The sequence below is a fragment of the Pseudoalteromonas sp. NFXS53 genome (assembly GCF_056629255.1).
In genome coordinates, this window is sequence record NZ_JBWVBR010000005.1 from 175,751 (window position 1) to 201,267 (window position 25,517).

A 25,517-nucleotide genomic window follows, 5' to 3' on the forward strand; every position below is an offset into this window, starting at 1 on the left:
AAAATTATTGTGTCTGACATTGTTTGTTAGGTCAATTTATTTTTGCAGTAATCAAATGCTGCAAATTTTTTTGACATATAAAGTAACCAACTCTATATTTTGCAGTATTAAAATGGAGCGTTTGATTTGAGTGGAAATTATCCCAAAGTTGTAAAACAAACTGTAAATTTAGGCTGCCTGCCTTATGTATCGAGCGTAGATGAAAAAGATCAACGTACAATCGCTTTTCATGAAGATCATGTTGTTGAGCGCTTCCCTAGAGTGTTGTCACTGGTTCGAATTCAGGACGCTCTGGAAATCAATTTATTTTTAGAGCACCGATATAAAGGGCTTTTTATGCCGCCTAAACGTGGCGGTAAAAAGAATCCTCTTGGTGGGGTGTCGCTCATTACTGTGCAGTCATTAGCAAATTCGATGAGTTTGTTTTTGCAATGGGTTGAGAAGAATAATGTGGACTGGCATGAGGTTTATGCCGTAAGTGACAGTGATAAAGCGAAATATTGGCTTCCTGTTTACCGCTATCGCAAGCACCTTATAGAACAAGTGATTGCAAAGGATATCGACCGAGATACAGCAAACTTATACATCAACCATATTAGGCAGTTTTACGAGTGGGCAAGAAAGCAACGCAGAATTGATAAAGTGCCATTCAAATATAAAACCAAGGTCATTAAGAAAAAGCGCAAAGATGGCGGTTTAGATTTGCTGTTTACCGACTACGGGAGTGAGGAGAAAGGCTTTACCATTACCACGACCGATTTGCTGATCCCTAAAAAGTATAAGCAAAAGAAATCAGGCGATGTGGGTTTGTCACCATACAGCCAAGATGAACTAAAGCTTCTTTATGCCAGCAAGGAGCTGACAAAGCAAGGTGCTAAATTGCGAGTAGATTTAGCCGTGCAATGCGGCTTGCGTGCGGAAGAAATTGCCACTTTTACTGCCAGTAATGTTGTTGATCCTGCCTTGGATAATAAAGCAATTTATTACGTCACCATAATCGGCAAGTACGACAAAGAGCGCACAATAATGGTGTCAAAAGGCTTGATGACATCACTTTGGCAATATCGTAACGGCAAAGAACATCAAGATAGATTAGCTAAGTGGCAGCTTGAACATGGGAACTGTGATGATGCACCGCTGTTTCTTAATCGCTCTGGTGATTTTATGTCTCGTAAATCTATCGGCAATGTTATCTCAAAAGTGCGTAAGGAATTAGCGCCACTCGGGAAAATACTAAAACGTGATTTTCATGATTTACGTTCAACTTTTGCAACTAATCTTGCTGGTTTCCTTATCCATAAAAACCTGCCCATTGGCTTCGTGCAATATAAGTTAATGCAGTTGATGGGCCATGCGGATTTTTCAACGACTCAGAAGTACATCAATTTCGCTCGATCACTGACATTCGATAAGCAAATGGCAAGTTGGGTAGATAAATTGTTTGGTGAGTTTGTTGCTCCACTACAAGAAGACGCATTTCATGCTGAGGAATCAGGAGGTGCAGATGTTTGATACCGTGTTTGATTTGTCTCAGTTGGAAGAGCAGCTAGGCAGATGTGTAACTGACGAAAACTATAAACGGATTAAACTACACATTAGCTTTCTAAAACGGCTTTTGCTGCGTTATTCAGTGTTGCGAAACCATTGCCAGAGTTTAATACAAGATGTTAACTCGCTATTTCGTGACGACTATTGGCTTAAGCTAGAAATACAGGCACAACATATTGCACCACAAGATGATGTGCTATTTAGGCGTTGCTTATTTCATTTTGCAACGGCATTAACCAAGGTCAATTCAAAACCTAGTACTGTTTTTGTTTTTGATACAAACATTGATTTACTGCATTGGTATCGGAAAAGCTTTCGATTGGGTAAAGAGCTTAACGATGCCATAAGTGTATGGGATAAGAGGTCAACGCTTGCAAGGAGTACTACTCTATCTTATGCACAAATGGCTCAAAAATGTTTACTACTACTTTGTGAAGCAGCGCCATCAATCGCTGAGCAACTTTGTGAACATGGCTTGCTATGGTTTAACTCAACCATGCACTTTCGACAGGTTTTCAACGATTACCCAATCAAAGGTACACAAAACACACTCCAGCCAGCGTTATTTTCGGTACTTGAAGCATATCAACCAGAGCATTTTCAAGTTGTAAGGATCACCATAAACTACAAATCCATAGATGTCAGTGATTTAAGCTATGTTGAGTCTCTTTTGGTTGAGCAGCTTCAAGCGCTTGCTAACTCAGATAAATTTAAAGGTGAGCTTGAACATGATATTGCATCAATAACGAGACGTTTCTTTGATATCGTCAGCAGTATTCGTAAGGTAGTTGAAAACTACGAAGAAGCATTGGTTGGTTTGGGACTAGAAGCCTTCAAAATAAATAAGTTTTATCTGCTAAAAAAAACCAAGTCAATATTAACATCTTATCAGTTTTATGAATTATTGTTGCTATTAAAATTGCACTATGGTCATGAAATTTATCGCCATGACTTCACGGAAAATTTGCTACCGTTTTATTTTGAAAAGAATAGGAAATATAGACTAATCGATTACAGCCCTGTCGTTTCTGCAGGTCCAAAGCTAATGTCAGAGATAGGCCGTTTACATGACTCAGAAACAGAACTGATACCGGAAAAAAATTATGGCATGGAAACATTACATACTCGGTTTGCAAAGCTTAAGAGGTTGTTACTGAACTATATTATTCCAAATTATAGGAAGGAAATTTCAAAGCATGGCTTAGCATGTTTGAGTATGAGAAATAACCGCATTCAAAAAGCGGTCTTTCAGCAGGTACAAAGAGAGGTAAAGGCTAAGGTTATTAGCTTGAGAAGTGGTACATCTTACTTTGAAGTTGTGCGTTGGGTAATGGCTATTACAGGTCAACAGGTTGTAGAAGCATACAAAATATCTTTCAAACGATATCAACGTCACTCTAGAAGAGCAAAAATAGAAGACTTATATAGTGATAACGAACTGAAAGAAATAATTTTTTATATTGAAAAAGGAATTAAGGAAACGGATAACACTAGGCAATTACTTGCGCTGTACTTCGCTCGTATTCAAGTCAAAAGTTGCTGGAATACGACGCCAATGGCAGATATTGAGCTCAGTGATATTGCAAATATCGAGCTACCAACTGCCAAGAAAAGTATTACTCTATTAATTCAAAAGCCGAGAAAAGGCTATGACGTTGATACCTATTCTTTAGATGGTCGCACAGTAAACAGTGTAATGCGAGATATCGTGTACGTGAAAGATACGCTGACTCACCGATACCGTCACTTGGGTGATAAGCATACTCAAAATTATTTATTTATCTTCAAAGAAAAAACCAATGTAAGTCGTGTATTGGCTAGCAATATTATTGCTTATATCAAATCTATCTTGAATCGACTTGGTTGCACGGTTAATTATGACTCAATGCGCATTCGCAAGAATGGTGCAAATCATATTTACCGTCAAGTATCCAAGCAAATGCGAGCATATGAATCAGCAAAAATTCATACTTTTGACACGTTCATCAATCACTACCAACGAGTGAGTGAAGAAAAAACACAACAAACTTTGCACACAGCAGTAGATGTGATGCACCGTTATTTTACAGGTAGAGAAATAGACCCGGAAATTAAGGTGTTAATGGTTGATGACGATAGCACTCAGAAAACACCCACTGGTGAGTGTGCATCGCAGGGAAAGGATGCTGAAGCGTTACAATACGGAAAAGAACATCGGCATCTATCAAGCGGTAACGAAAGTGGGTGGTGTAGTGATTTTTTGGCGTGTGTGTGGTGCAAGCACTTTAGAACAGTAGCTGATCCTGAGCATGTTTGGCAGTTGCTAAGCTATCGTGATTATGTGTTGGCAGATATGTCGGCCAGTATTTCTGATATTGAAAATAATGAATTTCAGCAAGAAGCGATTACGGCACTGCATCAGCGAGTTGAGGACATATTAGAGCAAGTAGCAATTAAAAACTCGAAGGCAGTGACTAAGGGAATAGAGTTGATGGCGGATAAAGGAATGCATCCGTTTTGGGCATTCGCAGTTACATCAGTTAAAACAGTAGGAGATATTTTATGACGGGAATTTCAACTACTGTGGATGCCTGTTTACAGATTGACGGACTCATCAGCATCAATCCATACCATTCAAAGATTTATACCGAGCTCACGCCGTTAGTGCTTTGGCAATATATACGCGCTAATAAGAAACAGATCACATTATTCGGGGACGACTCATGGTTTTCTCAAGGCAATAAATTGTCCGTATCCTTTAAAGGTATTGGCGTTAAGTATCAATATCAGCTCAAAGCTATGACACTTGGTATGCATACTCAAGGTGCAGGTCAGGGAATGGAACCACTCGCATGGACTACGATTTGTAGAAATATTGCTAGCCTTAAACGCTTAGCTAAGTGGCTTGAGCAATATGGTATTGATAGTTTTTGTGATTTAGACAAAATACCGGAGCTGCGTTTACGAAATATCATATTAGGTTTGGTTCAAGCGTCTGAAGTGAAGAAGCATCCATCTTACGCTGATTCACTTCTATCGGCCGTCTATTGGTTAAGGCTTTATTCAGTAGTTAAAAGCGAGCAATTATACGATTTAGTTCATGAGTATTTTTTTCCATTTAGCTTATTGAAAAAAGCAAACAGAAAAAAACATTCGGTAATTCCAGTTAAAATCATGAAACAAGTTCTAAATGAAAGTGAAGAACACGTTAATGCCGCAGAGAAGATCATTGATAATTGGCAGACATTGCAAACAAGGTTAAATGATGCCATCCCACACTTACCTACAACTGACTTTAAAAATTCAACTTTTATTGACGTATTGGATAGTGAGGATTGTGCTGAATTGAATGAATATCACGAGCTGATTAAAAACCTTCGCAGATATACCTTTGTACTTGTGATTAGTTATACAGGTATGCGTTACAGCGAAGCAATGGCACTGAGTGATGAGTCAGCTATTGAACGGAACGGTAAATATTTTATCAAAACGTTATTGTCTAAAACAACAGATGAAACTCAAACCCTAGAATGGATAACAAATGAGACTACATATCGAGCGGTAAAGTTACTCGCTAGAGTTTGCTCCGTTTATCGTAAGCGAGCAGGCTTATTACTAAAATATCACAGCGAAATATTACCATTAAGTCTCAAACTTAATTTAGAGTTTGGTTTGCATAATCAAACTTTATTTGGTGTGGCTCCTAGAAAAAAGTCCTGCTCCTTTTATTTACATACAAAGTCAAATAAAGATAGCTTTAATAACCTAAATAAGATGTTTTCGATAAGAGTTACTGAACACGATATTTCTGAGCTAGAACGTATGGGGTGCAACTGTCAATCCGTTAGCCCAAATCATAAAAAGTTTAAGAAGCCATATAAAATAGGTGATTTATTCAATTTTACTGCCCACCAATTTAGGCACACCTTTGCTTGGTTTATTATTGCAAATCGATTGGGAGATTTAGACGATATTAAATATCAATATAAACATCTAGATAACATGATGTCATTGGTTTATAGCCAACGGGGATATGAGTCAATGGAGGAGTTAATTGGACTAACCGAAAGTTACTCTGAGTTTATGGTCTCGCAAGCAGTGGAAGATATAGTGAGCGCTGCACAAGACGGCACACTAGCTGGAAAAGGCGGACAAAACTTTATCGCCAAATTGACAGAGATTCTGGCAGATGACCTTACCACTGGAAGCACACCTCACTTCAAAAATATGGAAGAGTTGATCACGTTTGTAGCTAAACATACCAACAATTTTAGAGGTGTGTCACATGGTTACTGTACCAAGGGATCGGAATGTAAAGTTCGTAATGCAGCAGATCCAAGCCACTGTATATGGTGCGATAGTTACATTGCAACACCTCGACATTTACCACACTGGCTGGTTGTTAAACAGCGCTGTGAATCGCAATTAGCTGTATTTGAAAAATTTCCGTCAGAGATTAAACAAAGATTAAAAGCCTTTAGTACAGCATTAAAAGACAATCTTGAAGCTGCCAATATCATCATTGACCAGTTAACGATAAAAGTGAAGGAAGCCTAATATGAGCGAATCAGTTGAGATCTCAATGGCAGACAAAATTGATATAGTCTTGTCTGAAATGGCAGCAAATAATGAAAAAATTAACGTTAGTCAAGTTGCGAAACGAATAGGTATATCAAACTCTGCTATCTACAAATTTACCCCTGAGAAAATTCCGGATATTCAGACTGCGCAAAAGCGTCAGAAACATAAAGCTGAATCTATTGCTGTTGGTACTGAAAATGAACAGCTAAAAAAAGAAGTTGAATCGTTAAAAAAATCAAACTTTGATTATAAAGCACTCGCTGACGATTTGAGAGAGCAAAATGAGTCGTTGTGGGAGCATATTCAGCAGGTTTACAACATGTACGATGAAGTATTGGCAGAGCGTAATAGTTTTGCTGAACGGCTGAAACACGGGCTCTAAATTTTCATAATTGAATTCTCAACCATGAGGTATTTACTAGGAGTAAAAACACAAAAAAGACATCCCAAAGCGTGGCACCTAAGGCAGCTAAAACATTAACCGATCCTAATGCATCAAGACCGCCAAAAATTAGCTGGTTCTGCTTTGTCGCAAAAAGGAACTAGCAAGCAATGAACTGGTTTAATTGAGCCGGACACTGTAATAATGGACAATGTCGACTGAACAGTTCACAAGGTCAAATGATGAGGCAGAAGAGGAAATTTTGATTTCGCGAGATAAATACCCTTAATATTTCGATTGGCTTTTTTTAAATAAGGTTTGATTCATGGCAAACGGTCAACAAAAAGCACAGCAAATCCTTGAAGCATGGCAAGCTACACAAACTGACGATGATTTCAAAAAAATCATATTCCGAGGGCAACTTAATCTCGGAGAAGTAGCCAAAGCCATAGTCTGCCCTCAATCAAAAATTCTGCGCTTAAAGAAGCACTTTTAGCCCTTGAATATAAGCTTCGCGAAAAAAGTGTACTACCGTCGTTAAGTGAATCAGCAAGTAAAGGTTCCAACAAACCAAAGCAATACGACAACACTGCGAATCGTAAGCACCTTCATCTAGACTACAAACTCACAAGCACAATTTTGACTAGAGCTGATTTCTAGTCAAAATATGATTTTATTGGATTAACCAAGCAAACGTTTGAATGTTTTATTTTTCAATTGGGTAATTTCAAAATTGCTTGATAGCTCGAATGTCAAATTCGATTTAGCAATCACACGAATTCAATATAATTGAGCATTTGAGAAAATTAATAATCTAGTTCAATAACTTCCTGCTTGAATCGCCCAAAAATATTCATCCTCTCATAAGAATCACTCAACGCATTTCTTTCTAATATGCCCTCGATTTTAGGCTGTAAGCCTTCATTAAAAGCGTTTTCTCCCACAGTTAGCTGCCGGCTTTTTGTCATTGAGTTGCTCAAATTATTTTTCCGTAAAGTGCTGTCATGACTAAAGCCTGATTTAAGCGTTTCAAGCTTCACTACACTGCTTTCTTCGGGGATATCGAGAGCTATACGATGAGCATACTCGACTAGTTTAGGCTCTGCTGGCATATACAGGTAGCCATATTTATTTGCACTGTCAGTCCATCTGAGAATGCGTCCCAGTATTTGACGGAAGTGCAACTCTGTTTTGATATTAGACAAATGACAACAGACTTGCAGGCGAGGAATATTAGTACCTTCAGAAATCATACCGATGGAGATCACCCATTTTGATGAGCAGCCTCTGTATCGATAAATCAACTCACTTGGTGCATCCGCCCTATAGGTGACGATAGTGGCGTCCTCATTCAAATCTCTACGCATAATTTCAAGAGTTTGATACGCATGCTCCACAGAGCTTGCAACAATAAGCCCGCCAGCAACAGGGTCTTTTTTGCGCAAACTATCCAACTGTATATTTCCCGCCTCAATAATCTGACGTATTACGCTCTCATTTTCGATCACATCTTGATACGGGAAAGTGGAGTGAGTAAGAAGATCTTTAAAGCTGCCAAATAACTTGTGTTCGCTCTTATCAAATACTGAAATTTCATCGTTATCGATTGCAGTTATTTGAGGTAAACGGCAAACATTGTCTCTTATCGCCTCAGCGAGCCCATAAACATAATCGCAGTGTATGCTATTACTTGATCCACAATATTGAGAAAGCACGATAGGAGATGTATCAGAACGCCAGGGAGTACCAGTGAGTGCTAAGGTATGCTTGGCTTTATTTTGCACATTCAAAATGATTTGTTCTCCCCAAGCATTTGAGTTTTCGACGCATGAACCTGCACAATGGTGTATCTCATCAAAAATAACAAACACGCGATACACGCTGAAAAGCTGCCAAAAGTTATCATTTAAAAACTGCATTCCCTGATAAGTTAAAGACTGCCCTCTAGCCCCAAGCAAACCATCAAACCGATCACCAATAACTTTTTCAAGCGTATCGCTGAAATCCGCACAAACTATCGAAGAAGGCGAAAAACATAACACGATGTCAATTAAGTCTTGCTCAAGCATCTGTTTCGCAAGCTCTGCTGCCATAATAGTTTTACCTGCACCAGGTGTTGCTAATGCTAAAAAGTGTGATGCACCACTTGTATACTTGCCTAGTGCAAGCTCAATGCACTCTGCTTGCCATTGCCTAAGCTTAACCATTACTTGTTATCATCCTCACTAACGACAGACTCAATCGCCTTAATACAGCCTAATAATTTACTATTTGCCTCTCTCGCAGCATTGTATTTAGGCTGTAGTTTTTGTTGTAAGTCAGGGAACTGCTCACAGAGTCGCTTGTACTCATCCACTTCCCCTAGGCCTGCCAGCAAATCGTTCTTATAGTGATTAAGTCGGGCAATAAGCTCATCAAGTTTTCCATCATGCTTGGGGAGAAGTTCTTTCTGGCTGGTAACACTTTCCCCTGAATTCACCATTAGAACAGCAGCATCAAACAACTCCGTTTTGATAAAACTCGTAGCTTCTTTCTTCTTTGAAACTGATTTTTTAAGCCACCCTTGCTTAACAAGTTTCATTAGCTCGGCATAAACAAAGCGACGCGCTTTATTGGGATCAAAAGACTTATCGTCAAGCAATGCTAAATATGCGGTTCTGATCTCTACAGCTAAAAAGTGATCAACATTAGATGCACAAACAATTTGAGCAACAATTGGGTTTATTCGCATCGCGCACTCCTGAATTCAAATAAATGGTGGGACTTTAAGTCATGGGATTATAAGCCGTGGGATTATAATCCGTGATATTATAATCCGCAATATGGAATAGTTTGGCTTTTTGGATACTGGCTTTACCAATGAGCGAACTATTAAAAAAATTCAGTGAAAACCTCAGAGCTATGAGAACAAAACATAAAATCTCTCAAGACCAGTTAGCAAAGTTGACCGATATCGACAGAAGCTATGTAGGACGTATCGATCGGGGCGAAGTGAACATTACATTAGACAAGCTTTATACAATTGCGAAAGCCTTAAAATGCCAGCCTTCAGATCTGTTACCAGAAATTGATTATTCTAAAAACAAAAGTGAATGACTTTGTGCTTTCAAATAAATCTTTGTATGTTGAGTGCCATTCAAAATGAGAATCTGCGGCACGATGAGATTTTTGGATATTCCAATTGAAGTGGCCAGTTCTAGGGTTCAGTAAAATATTTTCTTATTGGTAAGTAATGTTCGAATAACAAATCAAGTGACTTATTTAGTTGGCTAGGTTCTTCGCTATTTTTATGGCTAGGGGTGTTCTCCAGGTTGATCTTTAATTCATGTAGTTGTTTGAAATAATAAGTAAAATCGTACAATTGGTTTGGAGTATTAATTGTTCGACTAATACCGAATATGTAATTATGATAATATTCAACTTCGAGCTATCTAAGGCTTTTCAGATGCTTAAAGATAAGTATTCGCAAGTTTCGTCACCTGATGTTAAGCGCGAACTTGAAGAATGCTTTGAGGACAAAGCTTGTAACGAATCAATCTGAAGATATGGTCTAAAGCCTTTTTAGTCGGAGTTTTGACAAATAAAATGGCATTGAGGGAAATTAATAAGGAAATATTAATGGATGTTCAACAAAAACTAGATGTGCGTAAAGCCTTTAAATTGCGTATTCATGAATCTAATGGAAATGCATTCGAAGATTTGTTTTGCGATGTAATGCGTGCATCGAATAGGAATTTTAGAAAAGTTAAACCTCAAGGACGCATTGGGGATAGAAAAAATGACGGCTTTATTGCGTTAGAAGGAAAATATTATCAAGTTTATTCACCGCAATCACCAACAGGCAACCCAACTGCCGCTACTTCAAAAATTGAAGAAGATTTAGACGGACTAATTTCATACTGGGGTAACGAGCATAATTATGAAATTAGGCAGTTTTACTTTGTATTTAATGACAAGTACTACGGAGCATACCCAGAAATATACACAACCCTTAACTCAGTTAAGAATAAATATAATCTAGAAGTATGTGATGTGTTTCTTTCTTCTGAGCTTGAAGACACATTCATGGAACTACCAGAAGATAATATAGCTTCAATATGTGGTTACTATCCTAAACCTGAAGATATTGGTTTCATTGATAATTCAATAATTGCCGAAATTGTTGGTTACGTTTCTCAAAATTATGGTGGTTTTTCTGACTCAACCACTACAGAGCCTCCAGACTTTTACAACAAAATACATTTCAATAATTTAGGTGAAAATACAGCTAGGCACCTAAATATTGGCGCATATCAAGTGGGATTTGTTGAGGATTACTTTAGAACCAATAGTCAATTTTCTCGACAACAGTCTAGAGATTCTTTGAATGAAATGTATTTAAAGCACTTAAATACAAATAATTCGGAAGTGTCAATTTTAACGGGGTTATCTCAGTCGGATATTGTTTTTAAAAGTATGGTTGATGAAATTTTGCCTGCCAATTTAAATAACATGCAAAGGCGTGACTATGAGAGAAATGTTATTGCAGTACTGGCATTCTTTTTTGAGGCATGTGATATTTTTGAGGAGCCACCTGAAAACTACGATCCGCAGGTAGGTGAACATGTTTAGCCCTCAGAAACACATTCGATTGTCAGAATCTATTTTAGGCTTAGGAGCAAATGTTCTCAGTTTGCTTTCTAGACCATTAAGCCCAGAACAGATTTATGATAGGTTGAAAAACGTCAATCTGTTAGTTAGTCATGATTTTGAGCATATTATACTAGCATTGGATTTTTTATATGCATGTGGAGCAATAGAGTTAAACGAACAAGGAAAAATAGTTAAATGCAGTTAATTTCACTAGAGGCGAATAAACCATCCTTTAATACCGTGTTTTTTAATCCAAATGGTTTAACGTTAATTATTGGGAAAAGCACTTCAACTGATAAAAACAATACTTACAACGGTGTGGGTAAATCACTTTTGCTACAAATTGTTAATTTTTGTCTTGGTGCAAACAAGATCCCTGCTTTTGAAAAACACTTGTCAGGTTGGGAGTTTACGCTGAATTTTAAAATCGGCGATAAACCATATACAGCGAACAGATCTACAAAAAAGCAGAATAAGATTTACTTAAATGATAAAGAGTTTGGGCAAAAAGCTTTTAACGCAGAAATAGAAAAAGTACTTGTGGATATCCCTGAGAACTCTCCATACTTAACTTTTAGAACTGTTTTTTCTCGATTTTATCGAATTGGTAGGGCTAGTTATGTATCAAGCTTATCAACAGCAAAGGAACAAGCCTTTTCATCTTTGGTCAATAATGCCTTCTTACTAGAATTAGATCTTGATTACGTTTATCAAAAACGTAATACATGTAAACGTTATCAAGAGTTAGATAAGTTTGAAAAATCATTTAAAAAAGACCCTGTTATTAAAGAATACTATACAGGTGATCTTGATGTAGAATTTGAGATTTCGCGTCTAACTCAGGACGTAAAGAGGTTAGAGTCCGACATCAAAAACTATAATGTGGCGGAAAACTACGCTGCTATTCAAGCAGAAGCTGATGTCATGGCTGAAAAGCTGTCAAAAATGAAAAATAGGCTCTATTACTTAAGTACCAGTATTAAAAACATTAAACACAGTATGAGTTTGTATCAGGATATGGACTTAGGTAAGGTCATTAGCTTATACGGAGAAATAACAGAACTTTTTAAGGAAGGTACGCTTAAAACTCTCGAAAATGTTACAGATTTTCATCGAAGTATTCATGTTAAAAGAAGCGAGCGCTTGGCTAAAGAGCTTAATAGATTGACCGCTACGCATTTGGAAGAAGAAAAAAGTAAAATCAATTTGCAAAAAGCTTTTGATGAGAAAATGAAGTTGTTAGCAAAAAGTCGCGCATTAGACTTCTTTGCTGCAATAAATGCTCAATTGACAGAATTAAAAAGCAAGCTTTCAAAGCTTCAAGATTACAAAAATATCTCTGCCCATTCCAAAAAAGAAATGGCAGAAGCCCTTAAAGATTTGTCTAGCCAAGAAGTTACTGCGATTGAATATTTGGATGTATATAAAGAGCAACAACACCCTGTTTATCTGGGTTTTAGTACTTTGGCAAATGAGTTTTATCCTGAAGTGCCTGCTGGGATTTCGATTCAAAATAATGAAGGTAATAATCAAGAGCGATTCAAAATAAGTGCTAGGATTCAAAATGATGCATCAGACGGAATTAATGAAGTTAAAATATTTTGTTATGACCTAAATAACTTAATTAATTCATCAGTTCACCATTTTCAAAGCCTTTTTCATGATAGTCGGATGTTTAGTGATATTGACCCAAGACAAAGAGCTATATTGTTACAACGTGCCCATGCAATAACTAAGGCCTCAGGTAAGCAATATATTGCTACAATAAATGAAGATCAGTTAACTTCATTAAAAGATGTGCTTAGTGAAGCTGAATATAAGGAAATCTTTGACACGGTAAGACTTGAACTGAGAGATGACTCCCCAGAATCAAAATTACTTGGTGTTCAAATAGATATGCAATACGAAAAAGACTAACTAGTTCTCAACTATAAGCCAGTAATAGCTGGCTTTATTTATAGCAATTTTGAATCAGTTTCACTACTTGAAGATTATCTTTTTAATAGCGTATAGTAGGTAAATTTGTTAACCAAAGTTTGTCCGTTTTTTTGCTATGAATATCCTTTTTCTATGCACAGCTAATATCCAACGTAGCAAGACTGCTAAAGAGTTGTTTAGTGCCGCAGATAAATCGAACGTTTATCGCTCAGCAGGACTCAGCAAAAAATATGTACAAAAAGCAGGCTCGACTCTTTGTACTGAAGAGATGCTGGAATGGGCAGATGAAATCTACGTGTTTGAACAAAAGCATATTGAACGGATTAGGGCATATACCGGTGATATATACCTTCACAAAATCGCTAATCTCGAAATCGAAGACAGTTACCAATACTTTCAGCGCGAATTGGTTTTGCTGCTATTAGAGCGGTTACCTTTTGAACGTATGCCTAAATCTCTAATTACTTCGTGAATAAATCCGCGTTTCAATAACTGTCCACATGCTACTTTGCTTGTTTCATACTCTAGGTTTTAGTGTTACATCATTTATAGGTTTTAATGATTTGGTTTTGCAATTATAGAGTGAAGGTGAAGGTCTCTAATGTGGATTTGGCTTAATTTAGCACTAAATTGGACATTGTAAGTGATTATGAGAAACCTATTATAGGTTTTTCATTATAGGTTTTTCATAATCAATGTAAGGTGTTGAAAAATAAAGTTATTTAACCAATTCTACCTAGTTGAGAGATGGTTAAACCTCCGAGTTTTCTTTTTCATCAATCAAATTTTTGAGGTTTACTACAGTCGGTCTACCATAATAATTGGTATCAATATGATATGTGTTACCTATCCAAATAGGCATTGGCGTTGAGTTATGTCCATGAATCGAAAAGTTAACCCCTAAGTTGCTAAATTGCTTCTGAGACTTAAATAATTCACGGCTCCAAAGTAAAGACTCTACTGTGCTCTCTGATTTCTTAGGTGGGGATAACCAGTTCCAACTCGGTGGTAATGTATGTGACAAGCCAACCTTAATGCCTCTGTATTCCAATAGTATAGAGAGCGCACTGTTTAAAAAGAGGTTGCAGACTGACTCTAATTTTTCATTATCAACATCATGATGCCATGCTCCACCATTTGAAGACCAAAGAGACATAGCTGTCTTATCTTGAGAGATAATTGATTCAAGCATTAGATGTTCGTGATTACCTAATACAAAATCAGCATTAATATCTAAAAGGTATTGAATCAATTGGATTGACTCACTTCCACGGTCAATCATATCGCCTAGGCTGATGAGGTGGTCAACATGCTCAACAAACCCTTGCCTACTTAATGCTTTTTGGAGTCCTGATAAACTCCCATCCAAGTCGCCAACGACAAAGACATTCTTACTAGCTTCGATGACCACCGTTTTTTGTACAGCGACTTTTTTGATTGCATTAGCACCAATTTTCAACATTTTGTAATGTCCAAAACCCCAAACACAAAGCTAATTTTAGCATGATCTCTTTTGCAATATTGAGACTAGCGAGTTTAGTTTGCAAAAACATTGAAGGTAATGCCAAGGTGAATGTTTGAGCTACGAAAGTGTCTTGCTATATTGGGTGGAGTTACAGTTTCATGTTTTCAGAACCCCACAATAGAAATTAACTGGCAAATTTGCCGCGGAACTATGGCAATAGATATTTGGAACAGCGGTCACAATAGCCCGGAATCTACAATTTTGAATAGAACTCGCCACATGTCATCAATATCAACGGTAAAATTCGCCATATCTACGATGTGTAATATTTATGGAAGATGAGTTCACCAGAGAATTTGTAATCTTAGATCAATTTAGAGAAATAGCTGAAAAAAGTCATTGTTTGTAATCGAACAACTTATATTTCTGTTCCTTGGTCTGTTCAACTTTTAGCGGTAGCCAGTCAAAATCACCGTCACCAATGCCTTATTTTTGGGCCACTTGATCTGTAACTGGCTTCACATCTAGCATACAGGTTCAATAATCGAGTAAAACACCGATACTCTGCTCAGTAACGCAAGATTGTTAGTGTTTTATTAATCTCATTTTGAACGCCAATTTTATAAGGGAGCACAAGTTGAGTGGCAATTTCTGATTTTCTAGAATCTTCAACTCTTTGAATTAAAATAATAGTAGCAGCCTGAGATTCTCAAACTAAGTGGCAATCGCCAAGAGTTATCACAATCTAATAAAAAGCGTTAAAAATAGTAACAAAACTGTATTTTTCCACCTCAATTTACTTCTGTTCTTAGAGTAAATTCCTCAAAAACTGTTACCCCTCTTTAAGTCAATAAATACGGGACGGTAACAATTTTTCATTTGTCGAAAACGACATTAATTTCACTCCGCACGAAGTGTCACTGCTTATGTCTCACATCATCGCCCATGAGTTAAAGCACAAAGATACCATTGAAATTTACGACCCCACATCTGGTTCAGGCTCTCTACTTATCAATATCGGTGAAGCGGTTGAAAAATTTGCTAAAAGCAAAGATAGCATTACCTATTATGCCCAAGAGTTAAAAGCGAATACTTATAACCTGACCCGTATGAACCTTATAATGCGTGGTATAAAAGCAGATAACATTCACACACGTAATGGTGATACGCTAGAGGACGATTGGCCATACTTCGATGAAAGTGATCCACAAGGCACATATCAAGCGCTATATGTTGATGCGGTAGTGTCTAACCCACCTTACTCACAAGCATGGGACCCAAGCTTTAAAGAAAGCGACCCGCGATATTCTCGTTTTGGTTTAGCACCAAAAGCTAAAGCTGATTTTGCCTTTTTACTTCATGACCTTTACCACTTAAAACCTGATGGCATCATGACCATTGTATTACCCCACGGTGTGTTGTTCCGCGGTGGTGAAGAAGGCGAAATTCGTAAACAACTGATAGAGCAAAACCACATTGATGCAATAATCGGTTTACCAAGTAATATCTTCTTTGGTACCGGTATTCCAACAGTGATTTTAGTACTTAAACAAAAACGACAAAATACTGATGTGCTGGTGGTTGACGCCTCCAAGCACTTTGCCAAAGAAGGTAAAAATAACAAACTGCAGGCCAGTGATATTAAACGTATTGTTGATGTGGTAATTAACCGTGAAAGTATTGAAAAGTTTTCACAGGTCGTCACTAAAGAAACCCTGCGAGAAAATGACTATAACTTAAATATCCCCCGTTACGTAGACTCTTCAGCGGCAGCAGAGAACTGGGATTTACACGCCACTATGCTTGGCGGTATTCCTAATAGTGAAATAGCAGAGCTACAAAACTACTGGCAAACTTTACCACAGTTACACAACGCCTTATTTAAAGTTAAATCTGCTGCCTACTGTGAGCTAGCGATTGCCAAAAGTGAAGTTAACGCCAATATTAGCAGTCATCCACAAGTAGTTGAATTTATAAACGCGTATAACCACGCATTTTCAGGTTTCGATGAGTATTTAAGCTCCACACTAATTCAAGGCTGGCAAACAGTTAATCGTAACCAACAAGAGCCTGAATTAAGCAAAGAGCTATTCTCGCGTTTAAGTAATATTGCGCTGATAGATAAATATCAAGCCTACCAATACCTAAACAACCAATGGCAAACTATCAATGCTGATTTAGAGATGATGCAAACTGAAGGATTCGCCGCCACGAAACAAGTAGACCCCAATATGGTGGTTAAAAAAGTTAAGGGTAAAGACACCGAAGTGCAAGATGGCTTCAAAGGCCATATCATGCCATTTGATTTAGTACAACAAACCTACTTGAGCGATGACCTAGCGGCTCTAGCAAAACAAGAAAACCGCTTAGTAGAAGTCTCCAGTCTGCTGGAAGGCATTTTTGAATCGCTAAAGGAGGATGACAAAGAGCAAGACACCGTAAAAGAAAGCAAAGATGGATTTGTGAATGCCGAAGTGGCCAAGGCGGCGAAAGCTTTCCTTAAAGAGCAAAAAGACAGCAAAATTAAATTTGAAAAAGACAGCCCTGAGCCAGAAGAAAGTTACAAAGCCAAAATCATTGCGGCCAATAAGCTTATTGATGAAGAAAAAGCTCTGAAAAAAGCGGTAAAAGAAGCACAAACCACTCTGCACTTAAAAACGAAAACCACTATTGAAGGCTTAACCGACCAGCAAGTGAACGAATTACTGCACTTAAAATGGATCACACCGTTAAGCCAAGAGCTTGCTGCTATGCCAAGCGCCGTGATTTCTCAGCTAACCAGCCAAGTACAAGACCTTGCCGACAAATATGCGGTGACTTACTCGCAAGTGGCAAGTGATATAAAAACTACCGAGTTTGAGCTGGCCGAATTGATGGATGAACTCACCGGTAATGAGTTTGACATACAAGGCTTAAGTGAGCTAACTAACTTATTAAAAGGTGAGTAAAATGAGCATGGAACAGAAAATTCCTGGGGTTCGGTTTGAGGGATTTATCGGGGAGTGGGAAGAGAAACGTCTCGATGATTTGTGTACTCTCATTACCAAACAAACTGGCTTCGACTATTCTGCGTCAATAAAACCTTCATTAGTTAGAAAAAAAAGCAATAAAGTATACCCATTTATACAAAATAAAGATTTTAATGGTCCAAACATAAATTTGGAGACTGATTTTTATATTCCTTTTGAAGTTGCCAATAAGTATCCAAAGATACTTATAGACGTACCATCTGTTCTTATTTCAATATCAGGAAAGATAGGAAATGTTGGTTTTTACCAGTTGCCTGAAAAGGCAATAGTCGGTGGAGCTGTTGGAATATGTAAATTGAAGTGCCCTTCTGATGGTCTCGTTATTATTCATCAGTTGCTTTCTAGAGTTGGGCAGGAGTACTTTCAAACACTTACAAAGTCGTCATCTCACGCTAATATCACTGTTGAAGATATTAGACTCATTAAAACTAAGTTACCTTCAACCATAGAAGAAAAAAGCAAAATTGGTGCGTATTTCAATCAGCTCGATAACTTAATTAACCAACACCAACAAAAGCATGACAAGCTTAGCAACATCAAGAAAGCCATGCTGGAAAAGATGTTCCCCAAACAAGGTGAAACTATACCAGAAGTCCGTTTTAAAGGTTTTAGTGGCCCGTGGGAGGCGAAAGAGCTGGGGGAATTAGCGGAAATTGTTCGTGGTGCTAGCCCTCGCCCTATTGAAGATCCTAAATGGTTTGACAAAAGCTCATCGGTTGGTTGGTTACGCATAAGAGATGTAACTGAACAAGATGGGAGAATACATTTTTTAGAGCAAAGAATTTCAAAACTTGGGCAAGAAAAAACTCGTGTCCTACTTGAACCGCACTTACTTTTGAGTATCGCTGCTAGCGTAGGAAAACCGGTTATTAATTATGTTGGAACTGGGGTTCATGATGGTTTTTTAATATTTAAAAAGCCTCTGTTCGAGCTTGAGTTTATGTATCAATGGTTAAAATCTTTTCAAGAAGCTTGGCAGCAATATGGACAACCAGGGAGCCAAGTTAACCTTAACTCAGATATTGTGAAGAGGCAGATACTTCGTATTCCTTCAAATCCAGAGCAAGTAGCCATCGGCAACTACTTCCAAAAACTCGATATGCTGATTAACCAACATCAACAACAAATCACCAAATTAAATAACATTAAGCAAGCTTGCTTAAGCAAGATGTTCGTCTAACAAGGACCATGTATGACTACTTTTAAAACCGAAGCGCAATTTGAACAGGCATTTATAGAGGTGCTTACCCACAAGGGGTGGGAGCCTGAGATACTCAAAAACAAAACCGAAGCGGAGTTACTGAAAAACTGGGCGAACATTTTATTTGAGAACAATCGCCAGCAAGATCGCTTAAACGATGTGCCGCTAACTACAACAGAAATGCAGCAGATTATAGAGCAGATCAAAGAGTTAAAAACACCGCTTAAGCTTAATGGCTTAATCAACGGCAAAACCGTGGCCATTAAGCGCGATAACCCCGCCGATACTTTGCATCTTGGCAAAGAGGTGAGTCTCAAAATTTACGACCGCCAAGAAATTGCCGCGGGTCAAAGCCGTTACCAAATTGTGCAACAGCCAAAGTTTGAACGCGGCAGCCCCTTGCGTAATGACAGGCGTGGTGATGTGTTGTTACTAATCAACGGCATGCCGGTTATTCACGTTGAGCTAAAGCGCAGTGGCGTGCCCGTTAGCCAAGCGGTCAATCAAATTGAAAAGTATTCAAAAGAAGGAGTTTTTGGCGGGCTATTCTCGCTTATTCAAGTGTTTGTGGCCATGGAGCCGAATGAGAGCAAATACTTCACAAACCCAGGAGTTGATGGCAAGTTCAACTCTGACTACCAGTTTAATTGGGCAGACTTTAACAACGAGCCAATGAATAATTGGAAAGATGTGGCTTCTACCCTACTTTCTATACCTATGGCCCATCAGTTAATAGGCTTTTATACGGTTGCTGACAATACCGACGGCGTATTAAAAGTAATGCGCAGTTACCAATATTACGCTGCCAATGCCATTTCTGACAAAGTGGCTAAAACAAACTGGAAGCAAATGGGCAGTACAGCGCATAACCCTGAGCGACTCGGTGGTTTTATTTGGCACACGACAGGTTCAGGTAAAACAATGACCAGCTTTAAGTCTGCTCAACTTATTGCGCAATCAAAAGATGCCGATAAAGTCGTATTTCTTATGGACAGGATTGAGTTAGGCACCCAGTCGCTATTGGAATATCGCGGTTTTTCTGGCGACAACGAAGAAGTGCAAGCCACAGAAAATACCCATGTGTTAATCACTAAGCTGAAGAGTGATAACCCAGCAGAAACGCTCATTGTCAGCTCGATACAAAAAATGAGTAACATTTTTGAAGACGTGAATGATGAAGGTACTGCGACTAATTCTGCTGACATTGATAAAATACGCACTAAACGCTTAGTGTTTATTATTGATGAAGCTCATCGCTCTACTTTTGGAGATATGCTTACAACCATCAAGCATACCTTTCCAAGCGCCCTATTCTTCGGTTTCACCGGTACCCCGATACAAGATAAGAACGAGATAAACGGTAACAACACCAGCACTATTTTTGGTAACGAGCTTCACCGTTATAGCATCGCAGACGGTATTCGTGACGGCAATGTACTGGGTTTTGACCCATACAAGGTTACTACCTTTAAAGACCGTGATGTTCGCACTGAGGTCGCATTACTCCAAGCTAAAGCTGATTCAGTGACTGATGCGATGTCAGATGCTGCTAAAAAGAAAAAATTCAATCACTTTATGAATACTGTGCCTATGGCGGGTCATGAAGATAAAGCAGGTAAGTACCATAAAGGCATTGAAGATTATGTACCCAAAGAGCAATACCTAACAGATGAACACCAAGAAAAGGTTATTGAAGACATTCTAGACAACTGGGATGTACTCAGCCAAGGCAATAAGTTTCATGCCATACTGGCCACAAATAGTATTGCCGAAGCAATCGATTATTACCGCCGTTTAAAAAAGGCTAAACCTGAGTTAAAAATATCGGCTCTATTCGATCCGAATATAGATAATGATGGGGGGACGGCAGGCAGAAGTGCGACGTTTAAAGGTGATGGTTTAGAAGAAATTATGAGCGATTATAATGCGCTTTATGGCCAGGATTTTGATTTCGCTCGTCATGCTGCATTTAAGAAAGATTTAGCCGCTCGCCTTGCTCATAAAAAACCGTATGACCGTGTGCATTTAGAACCAGCCAAACAGCTTGACCTGCTAATCGTGGTAGATCAAATGCTGACAGGCTTTGATTCAAAGTGGTTGAATACTCTCTACTTAGATAAAGTCATTAAGTATCAAAATATTATTCAAGCTTTCTCTAGAACAAACCGCTTGTTTGGCCCAGATAAGCCCCATGGCACAATACGCTATTATCGTTTCCCTCATACCATGGAGCAGCACATAGAGAATGCAGTCAAACTCTATTCTGGTGATAAGCCAATTGGTTTATTCGTAGACCGATTAGAGAGCAACCTTGACGCAATGAATGCGTTATTTGCTGATATAGCTGATGTATTCAAAAATGCGAATGTACAAAACTTCGAAAAACTGCCAGATGATGAAGCTGCGTGTGCTAAGTTTGCTGATTTGTTTAAAACGCTTAACCAACATTTAGAAGCCGCAAAACTTCAAGGCTTACACTGGGGTGAACTATCGTATTCTTTTGGACAAGATGAAGAAGTGCGCGAAATTGTGTTAGCAATGAATGAGGAAACTTATTTAACTCTGGTACAACGTTATAAAGAGCTTGCAAGCTCGAGTAGCAGTAACCCTGGTGGTGGCGGTGATATTGCATTTGATATTCGCGGACACCTGACAGAAATTGATACCGGCAAAATCGATGCCGATTATATGAATAGTCGTTTTGAGAAGTTTCTGAAAGAGCTAAAGCAGAAAGGTACAGCAGATTCATTTGAGCAAACTCTTAATGAGTTGCATAAGTCGTTTGCATCACTCTCACAAGAGGAACAAAAATACGCCAGACTATTTTTGCATGACCTACAACGGGGCGATGTTGAATTACAAGCAGACCTAACCTTTAGAGACTATATCAATATCTACAAAGACAACGCTGAGAATGCCCTAATTGACTCTATCGTTAAAACGCTAGGTTTAGACAGAAACTTATTAATGAGCCTGTTAAATGACAAACTGAGTGAGAAGACTCTAAATAATTTTGGCCGTTTTGATGCCCTGCTTGAAACAGTAGATAGAGAAAAAGCCAAGGCTTATTTTGAAAAGTTATCAGGTGATAAAATCCCTCCTTTTAAGCTTAGCATGCGTATTAATAAGTTCTTAAAGCAATTTATTTTGAACCAAGAGGCTGAAGTTTTAGAAGAGACAACGGCTTAGTTTGATTAATCTTAAGCGGCTAACATAGTATTAGCCGCTTTATCTATCGATCTGGAAGCCTCTACAGTAATTAGCTTGAAGGCAAGGTCATACCGTAAACGAAACTAGTCTAGTTTCCCTTATTGTTAATATATAATAGACCCAGTCATTCTAAGTAAAAAACATTAATCAAATACTCGTACAAAGGAGTAATTTAAAGCTAAGTAAGAGCTATTTGATCGAATCGTAATGGTCAATAACTTTAACTATTCTGTTTAACAATGGGTTAAACCCATCAAACTTGATATCTTTCTTTTGTGCTTTCACTATGTGGTTTGCAAATGCATCTTTGCTAAGGTCTTTTTTTCCATCTCTATTATCGACAGTATTAAAGCAAAGACCATTAGAGTGTTTTTTTAGTCTAGTTGCATCATCAAAAAAATACTCAATGTCAGTTTCACAGCCAGCTTTACCAAGTGGTGTAAATACAACATATAAGTTTCTGATAACATGTATGAACTCTGCTTTTCTCACGTCAGTTTTAGAATCATAGCTGGCGGGACATAGTGTTGTTTTAGTATTGAAACTTTTGGATTGAAGTTGTTTTACAATTTTTTCAGGGCCTTCATCATTATCCAAAAAAATAATTACAGGGTGCTGAGGCTTTGGTGCATTATAATATCGCATATGTTTTTCATAATCGCGAATGAAACCAAAGAGATAATCAGTCCCACCAAATAGCTGCAATAAAAACCGAGTGCGTTTAGAATATTCGACAAATCGAAGTAACAACTTATATTTATTTTTACTTTTTTTAGCTAACTTAGGATAGTGTGCAACCAGTTCACTTATTGCTGACTTGAGATAAATATTATCTGTTTTTCCCTCGCACAAAATAGTTGGCTCATTGTTTCCATAAAACAAGCGATAGAATAGAAACCGGCTAAACGTCTTTTCTCTTCCTGTAAGAAGCTGTGTTGTATTTTGACCGATATTTTTCAGCTGATATTCAGGTTTCAATGGTGGCTTTTGTCTGATCCGATTGTAGTGATCTACCTGATCAATAAAATTGAGTTGCCCTTCAAGCACATTAAGATTCCCAGCAACATGAACACCATCCTCAATTGTGGTGAATTTTCCCGTTTTAAAAAGTGAATTACATTTAGCTCTAGCGGTACGCCAGTATTCTTTCTTTGTATTTGGTCTTTTATTGACTATTAAACCAGTGACATCTTGCCTTGAATCTTTATATTGGATCCGTATTTTTTTCTCGTTAATAGAAAACCCTGCATGTTCTATTTCCCAAGTGAGTTCTTTGCCTGGTATGTACTCGTCATCTAATTCCCTCATAATTTCAACAGGGAAGAGTGATTGCCTAGTTGAGAACGTTATATCGTCAGCATAACGAGTGTAAGTGCATTTGTATTTCTTTGCCAATGAAGCTAGACGAATATCCAAACTATGCGTAATCAAGTTTGTGATGACAGGGGAACAAGGACTACCTTGGGGCAACTTATTGTCATAACAAGCTATTTGAGCAATAACTGTTGCTATATGAGGATTTAACTGAAAATTTTTGTTTTTTATAAAAAAGCCGCGTACCCGACCAAAATTGAAACTATCAAAGAAATTTTCTAGATCAATATTTAAAACATTCTTTTTACCTAAGTGCATCATCGCATTTGTGATAATAGATCTATTTCGAACAAAACCATGTGATAAAGAGGGCTGTTTAGTTTTTGTATTAGATATTTTAATTTTAAGAGTTTCAGCTACGTGATCTATTTTTTGAGCTGAAAGCATCTTAGGGGACACAGTTTGAGAGTCAGGAAACTTAATTGCATTAATCTCATCTATGCAATCTAATAAAAAATCAGCTAACTTTTTTTGTAAACTTTTTAGATCATCTGATGGTGCATTTATGATTCTTTTTCCGCCTGACTTTTTTGCAATAGAAAATTGATGGTATTGAGTGTGAGGCTTATCAACATACAAGCATCGAGTTAAAAATTTAGGTGTTACGCCTATCGCTTTTGCAAAAGTTGGTTTTGTTGAAATTGTTTTTAAGTGGTTTAACTTTGACATCCGTTTTCTCATTGAAAAGTAGTGGTTTATGGGCACTCCTACGCACTATATTCTGATGATACACTGTATGCATCCGTTAAGTAGCAATCCAATCGGATCATTTTTTCACTGGTCGCGAAACGCGACCTAAAAATCTGCCCATAAACCAAGTGCAAGACTGCCATATTTATTATAAAAATCAATGATTTTTGAAATTTTAATTATTTATCAATCACTAATAATTAAAACAAATTGAAAATAATGGGCATTTTAATTAATGAAATTAATCATCCCTAGCCGCCACCTTTGCTAAAATCCAATCTTCTACCTCACCTTCAACCCAGGCGACCGAATTTGCGCCTAACGAGACGCTCTTCGGAAATTCATCTTTTGCCATGAACCTGTAGACAGTTGCTCTGCTTAAACCTGTGACATTTAGTACTTCTGATAATTTAATTAGTCTCATTTTATTCTCCTGATGGGTTAGTACATACCATCTCGGGGAGTCGTAATTTTTTATCCCAAACCAATCTATTTCACATATACATCATTCACTTGCATACAAACATTCGGAGACTTTTATGCAAGTAACAAAACCCAAATATGAATTTACTGAATGCGTAACTGATGAGCAGATACTTGAAGCAGCGGCTTATGTGATTGCGCAAAAGAATATGCGTCAAGGCATTCTTAGTTGCCCTGCTGATTGCGCTGAGTTTTTGCGCTTTAAATTAGCGCTGGTGGAACACGAAGTATTTATGATGTTTTTGCTCGACTCGCAAAATCGCATTATTGAGCTGGTGGAGATGTTCAGGGGCACGATTAATGGCGCGACTGTTTACCCAAGAGAAGTTGTTAAAACAGTACTAAAGTTTAATGCGGCTTCTGTGGTGATTTCACATAACCACCCTTCAGGTATTTGCGAGCCATCAGAGGCTGATAAGTTAATTACAAATAGACTCAAGCAAGCATTGGCTTTGATTGATGTATCTGTTCTGGACCACATTGTGGTGGGCGAACAATGTTATTCATTTGCTGAGCATGGTTTGCTTTAGGGAGGACTTATGACTTTACGATTAAAAGAGCTTCCTAACTTAGCTATACCCGATCCACTAATTGAGCTCATATCTACTGAAGTGATTAGGAATAAGCCAAGTAAGCAAGGCTATAAGGCTTTTTCGATTCGATTTAATGTAGCAGATGCCAATCATGAAGAAGCAGCCACCAGCCCCGCTATTGAGCTTAGATTCGAACGTACTGCCAATGGTTTTCAATTGGCCTACATTCTGGACCTAGAAGAAGCAGGACAAATGTATCCTTGGTTCAAATTAGCAAATATGTTGATCGGGCTTGATAAACGCTGTGTACCTGAGTTTGGTTGGCAAGATGAACAGACATCAAGCTCGCTTAATCAAATAGAGCTTATTGCTTTGGCGTATCGATACTCAACGGGTATCTATAAAGTTGAGGTAAACTTCGAGTGGTAAAAATGCAGGGGCTTAACCCCTGCTATCTCTTTCTATTTTTTTT

At 38.0% G+C, this 25,517-nt stretch carries 20 protein-coding genes; 15 read left to right on the top strand and 5 right to left on the bottom strand.

What is annotated here, in order from left to right; genetic code table 11:
• Positions 1 to 126: 126 nt before the first annotated feature.
• From AC1HJP_RS08035 to AC1HJP_RS08055, 5 genes are all read left to right on the top strand, one after another.
• Positions 127 to 1,512, top strand: coding sequence for a tyrosine-type recombinase/integrase (locus AC1HJP_RS08035; protein WP_480361366.1), 1,386 nt, complete (start codon positions 127 to 129; stop codon positions 1,510 to 1,512).
• On the top strand, positions 1,505 to 4,093 hold the full coding sequence (locus tag AC1HJP_RS08040; RefSeq protein ID WP_480361367.1) for a hypothetical protein: 2,589 nt from the start codon (positions 1,505 to 1,507) through the stop codon (positions 4,091 to 4,093). The genes AC1HJP_RS08035 and AC1HJP_RS08040 overlap by 8 nt, the downstream gene beginning before the upstream one ends.
• Positions 4,090 to 6,084: a hypothetical protein gene (locus AC1HJP_RS08045; protein ID WP_480361368.1), complete on the top strand. Its 1,995-nt coding sequence runs from the start codon at positions 4,090 to 4,092 to the stop codon at positions 6,082 to 6,084. The genes AC1HJP_RS08040 and AC1HJP_RS08045 overlap by 4 nt, the downstream gene beginning before the upstream one ends.
• 1 nt (position 6,085) lies before the next feature.
• Positions 6,086 to 6,490 carry a DUF6262 family protein gene (locus AC1HJP_RS08050; protein WP_480361369.1) on the top strand — a complete coding sequence of 135 codons (405 nt, stop codon included), beginning with the start codon at positions 6,086 to 6,088 and terminating at the stop codon, positions 6,488 to 6,490.
• A gap of 325 nt (positions 6,491 to 6,815) precedes the next feature.
• Positions 6,816 to 6,986 carry a hypothetical protein gene (locus tag AC1HJP_RS08055; protein WP_480361370.1) on the top strand — a complete coding sequence of 57 codons (171 nt, stop codon included), beginning with the start codon at positions 6,816 to 6,818 and terminating at the stop codon, positions 6,984 to 6,986.
• A gap of 310 nt (positions 6,987 to 7,296) precedes the next feature.
• On the opposite strand, the gene AC1HJP_RS08060 is transcribed toward AC1HJP_RS08055, so the two are convergent.
• Positions 7,297 to 8,697 carry a DEAD/DEAH box helicase gene (locus AC1HJP_RS08060; protein WP_480361371.1) on the bottom strand — a complete coding sequence of 467 codons (1,401 nt, stop codon included), beginning with the start codon at positions 8,695 to 8,697 and terminating at the stop codon, positions 7,297 to 7,299.
• Positions 8,697 to 9,221, bottom strand: coding sequence for a hypothetical protein (locus AC1HJP_RS08065; RefSeq protein ID WP_480361372.1), 525 nt, complete (start codon positions 9,219 to 9,221; stop codon positions 8,697 to 8,699). The genes AC1HJP_RS08060 and AC1HJP_RS08065 overlap by 1 nt, the downstream gene beginning before the upstream one ends.
• A gap of 128 nt (positions 9,222 to 9,349) precedes the next feature.
• Here AC1HJP_RS08065 and AC1HJP_RS08070 point away from each other — a divergent pair, with 128 nt between their 5' ends.
• From AC1HJP_RS08070 to AC1HJP_RS08090, 5 genes are all read left to right on the top strand, one after another.
• Positions 9,350 to 9,586 carry a helix-turn-helix domain-containing protein gene (locus AC1HJP_RS08070; protein WP_480361373.1) on the top strand — a complete coding sequence of 79 codons (237 nt, stop codon included), beginning with the start codon at positions 9,350 to 9,352 and terminating at the stop codon, positions 9,584 to 9,586.
• 522 nt (positions 9,587 to 10,108) lie between these two features.
• Positions 10,109 to 11,101: an ABC-three component system protein gene (locus tag AC1HJP_RS08075; protein ID WP_480361374.1), complete on the top strand. Its 993-nt coding sequence runs from the start codon at positions 10,109 to 10,111 to the stop codon at positions 11,099 to 11,101.
• Positions 11,094 to 11,327: an ABC-three component system middle component 6 gene (locus AC1HJP_RS08080; RefSeq protein WP_480361375.1), complete on the top strand. Its 234-nt coding sequence runs from the start codon at positions 11,094 to 11,096 to the stop codon at positions 11,325 to 11,327. Before AC1HJP_RS08075 ends, AC1HJP_RS08080 begins: the two co-directional genes overlap by 8 nt.
• Entirely contained in the window at positions 11,318 to 13,039 is a 1,722-nt protein-coding gene (locus tag AC1HJP_RS08085) for a DUF2326 domain-containing protein (protein ID WP_480361376.1), read from the top strand. The genes AC1HJP_RS08080 and AC1HJP_RS08085 overlap by 10 nt, the downstream gene beginning before the upstream one ends.
• A 136-nt stretch (positions 13,040 to 13,175) precedes the next feature.
• The gene (locus AC1HJP_RS08090) at positions 13,176 to 13,532 is read left to right on the top strand and encodes a hypothetical protein (RefSeq protein ID WP_480361377.1); all 357 of its coding nucleotides are present in this window, start codon (positions 13,176 to 13,178) and stop codon (positions 13,530 to 13,532) included.
• A gap of 279 nt (positions 13,533 to 13,811) precedes the next feature.
• Here AC1HJP_RS08090 and AC1HJP_RS08095 read toward each other — a convergent pair whose 3' ends face one another.
• Positions 13,812 to 14,522 (bottom strand): metallophosphoesterase, encoded by a 711-nt coding sequence (locus AC1HJP_RS08095; RefSeq protein ID WP_480361378.1) that lies wholly within the window; start codon positions 14,520 to 14,522, stop codon positions 13,812 to 13,814.
• Between the two features lie 896 nt (positions 14,523 to 15,418).
• Here AC1HJP_RS08095 and AC1HJP_RS08100 point away from each other — a divergent pair.
• The 3 genes from AC1HJP_RS08100 to AC1HJP_RS08110 are packed head-to-tail and all read left to right on the top strand — an operon-like array spanning position 15,419 to position 21,944.
• Positions 15,419 to 17,473: a type I restriction-modification system subunit M gene (locus AC1HJP_RS08100; protein WP_480361400.1), complete on the top strand. Its 2,055-nt coding sequence runs from the start codon at positions 15,419 to 15,421 to the stop codon at positions 17,471 to 17,473.
• Position 17,474: 1 nt separating this feature from the next.
• Positions 17,475 to 18,734: a restriction endonuclease subunit S gene (locus tag AC1HJP_RS08105; protein ID WP_480361379.1), complete on the top strand. Its 1,260-nt coding sequence runs from the start codon at positions 17,475 to 17,477 to the stop codon at positions 18,732 to 18,734.
• A 12-nt stretch (positions 18,735 to 18,746) separates the two neighbouring features.
• Entirely contained in the window at positions 18,747 to 21,944 is a 3,198-nt protein-coding gene (locus AC1HJP_RS08110) for a type I restriction endonuclease subunit R (RefSeq protein WP_480361380.1), read from the top strand.
• Between the two features lie 210 nt (positions 21,945 to 22,154).
• Here AC1HJP_RS08110 and AC1HJP_RS08115 read toward each other — a convergent pair whose 3' ends face one another.
• Positions 22,155 to 24,008, bottom strand: coding sequence for a retron Ec67 family RNA-directed DNA polymerase/endonuclease (locus AC1HJP_RS08115; RefSeq protein ID WP_480361381.1), 1,854 nt, complete (start codon positions 24,006 to 24,008; stop codon positions 22,155 to 22,157).
• Positions 24,009 to 24,270: 262 nt separating this feature from the next.
• The gene (locus AC1HJP_RS08120; protein WP_480361382.1) at positions 24,271 to 24,453 is read right to left on the bottom strand and encodes an AlpA family transcriptional regulator; all 183 of its coding nucleotides are present in this window, start codon (positions 24,451 to 24,453) and stop codon (positions 24,271 to 24,273) included.
• Positions 24,454 to 24,568: 115 nt separating this feature from the next.
• Between AC1HJP_RS08120 and radC the strand changes: the two genes are divergently transcribed.
• Entirely contained in the window at positions 24,569 to 25,042 is a 474-nt protein-coding gene (radC, locus tag AC1HJP_RS08125) for a RadC family protein (RefSeq protein ID WP_138480420.1), read from the top strand.
• A gap of 9 nt (positions 25,043 to 25,051) precedes the next feature.
• On the top strand, positions 25,052 to 25,474 hold the full coding sequence (locus AC1HJP_RS08130) for a hypothetical protein (protein ID WP_480361383.1): 423 nt from the start codon (positions 25,052 to 25,054) through the stop codon (positions 25,472 to 25,474).
• The last annotated feature ends 43 nt before the right edge of the window (positions 25,475 to 25,517 follow it).